Annotated in this window: 1 protein-coding gene; it reads right to left on the bottom strand. The window is 68.4% G+C overall.

The genetic code is table 11. The features are described from left to right. Window positions 1-541: 3-hydroxyacyl-CoA dehydrogenase family protein (locus E6R62_RS38875; protein WP_136218041.1), on the bottom strand; the 541-nt coding region annotated here is incomplete at both ends.

The raw sequence follows: 541 nt of genomic DNA, 5'->3' as shown, positions 1-541 counted from the left end.
CCAGCTTGCAGGCGAGGTCGATGTCCTCGGCGGTGGCCACGCCCGACTCGTACAGCTTGGCCGCCTCGACGACGAGCGCCGAGATGAGGCGGGTGGTGACGAAGCCGGCCACGTCGCGGTTGACCACGATGCAGGTCTTGCCGACCGACTCGGCGAACTCCCGCGCGGTGGCGAGGGTTTCGTCGCTGGTCTTGTAGCCGCGCACCAGCTCGCACAGCTGCATCATCGGGACCGGCGAGAAGAAGTGGACGCCGACGACCCGCTCGGGGTTCTCGGTGGCCGCCGCGATCTTGGTGATCGGGATGGCGGAGGTGTTGGAGGCGAGCACGGTGTCCGCGCGCACGATCTTGTCGAGCGTGCGGAAGATCTCGTGCTTGACCTCCAGCTTCTCGAAGACGGCCTCGACGACGATGTCGGCGTCGGCGACCGCGTCCAGATCGGTCGTCGTGGTGATGCGGGCGAGCGCGGTCTCGGCGTCCTCGGCGGCCAGCCTGCCCTTGCTCACGAACCGGTCGTACGAGGCCTTGATGCCGTCGGTGCC

The sequence above is a fragment of the Streptomyces sp. A1136 genome (assembly GCF_004795055.1).
Classification (GTDB): domain Bacteria; phylum Actinomycetota; class Actinomycetes; order Streptomycetales; family Streptomycetaceae; genus Streptomyces.
The sequence above is the reverse complement of the archived record's forward strand: the minus strand, read 5'-3'. Positions and strand labels throughout refer to the sequence as shown.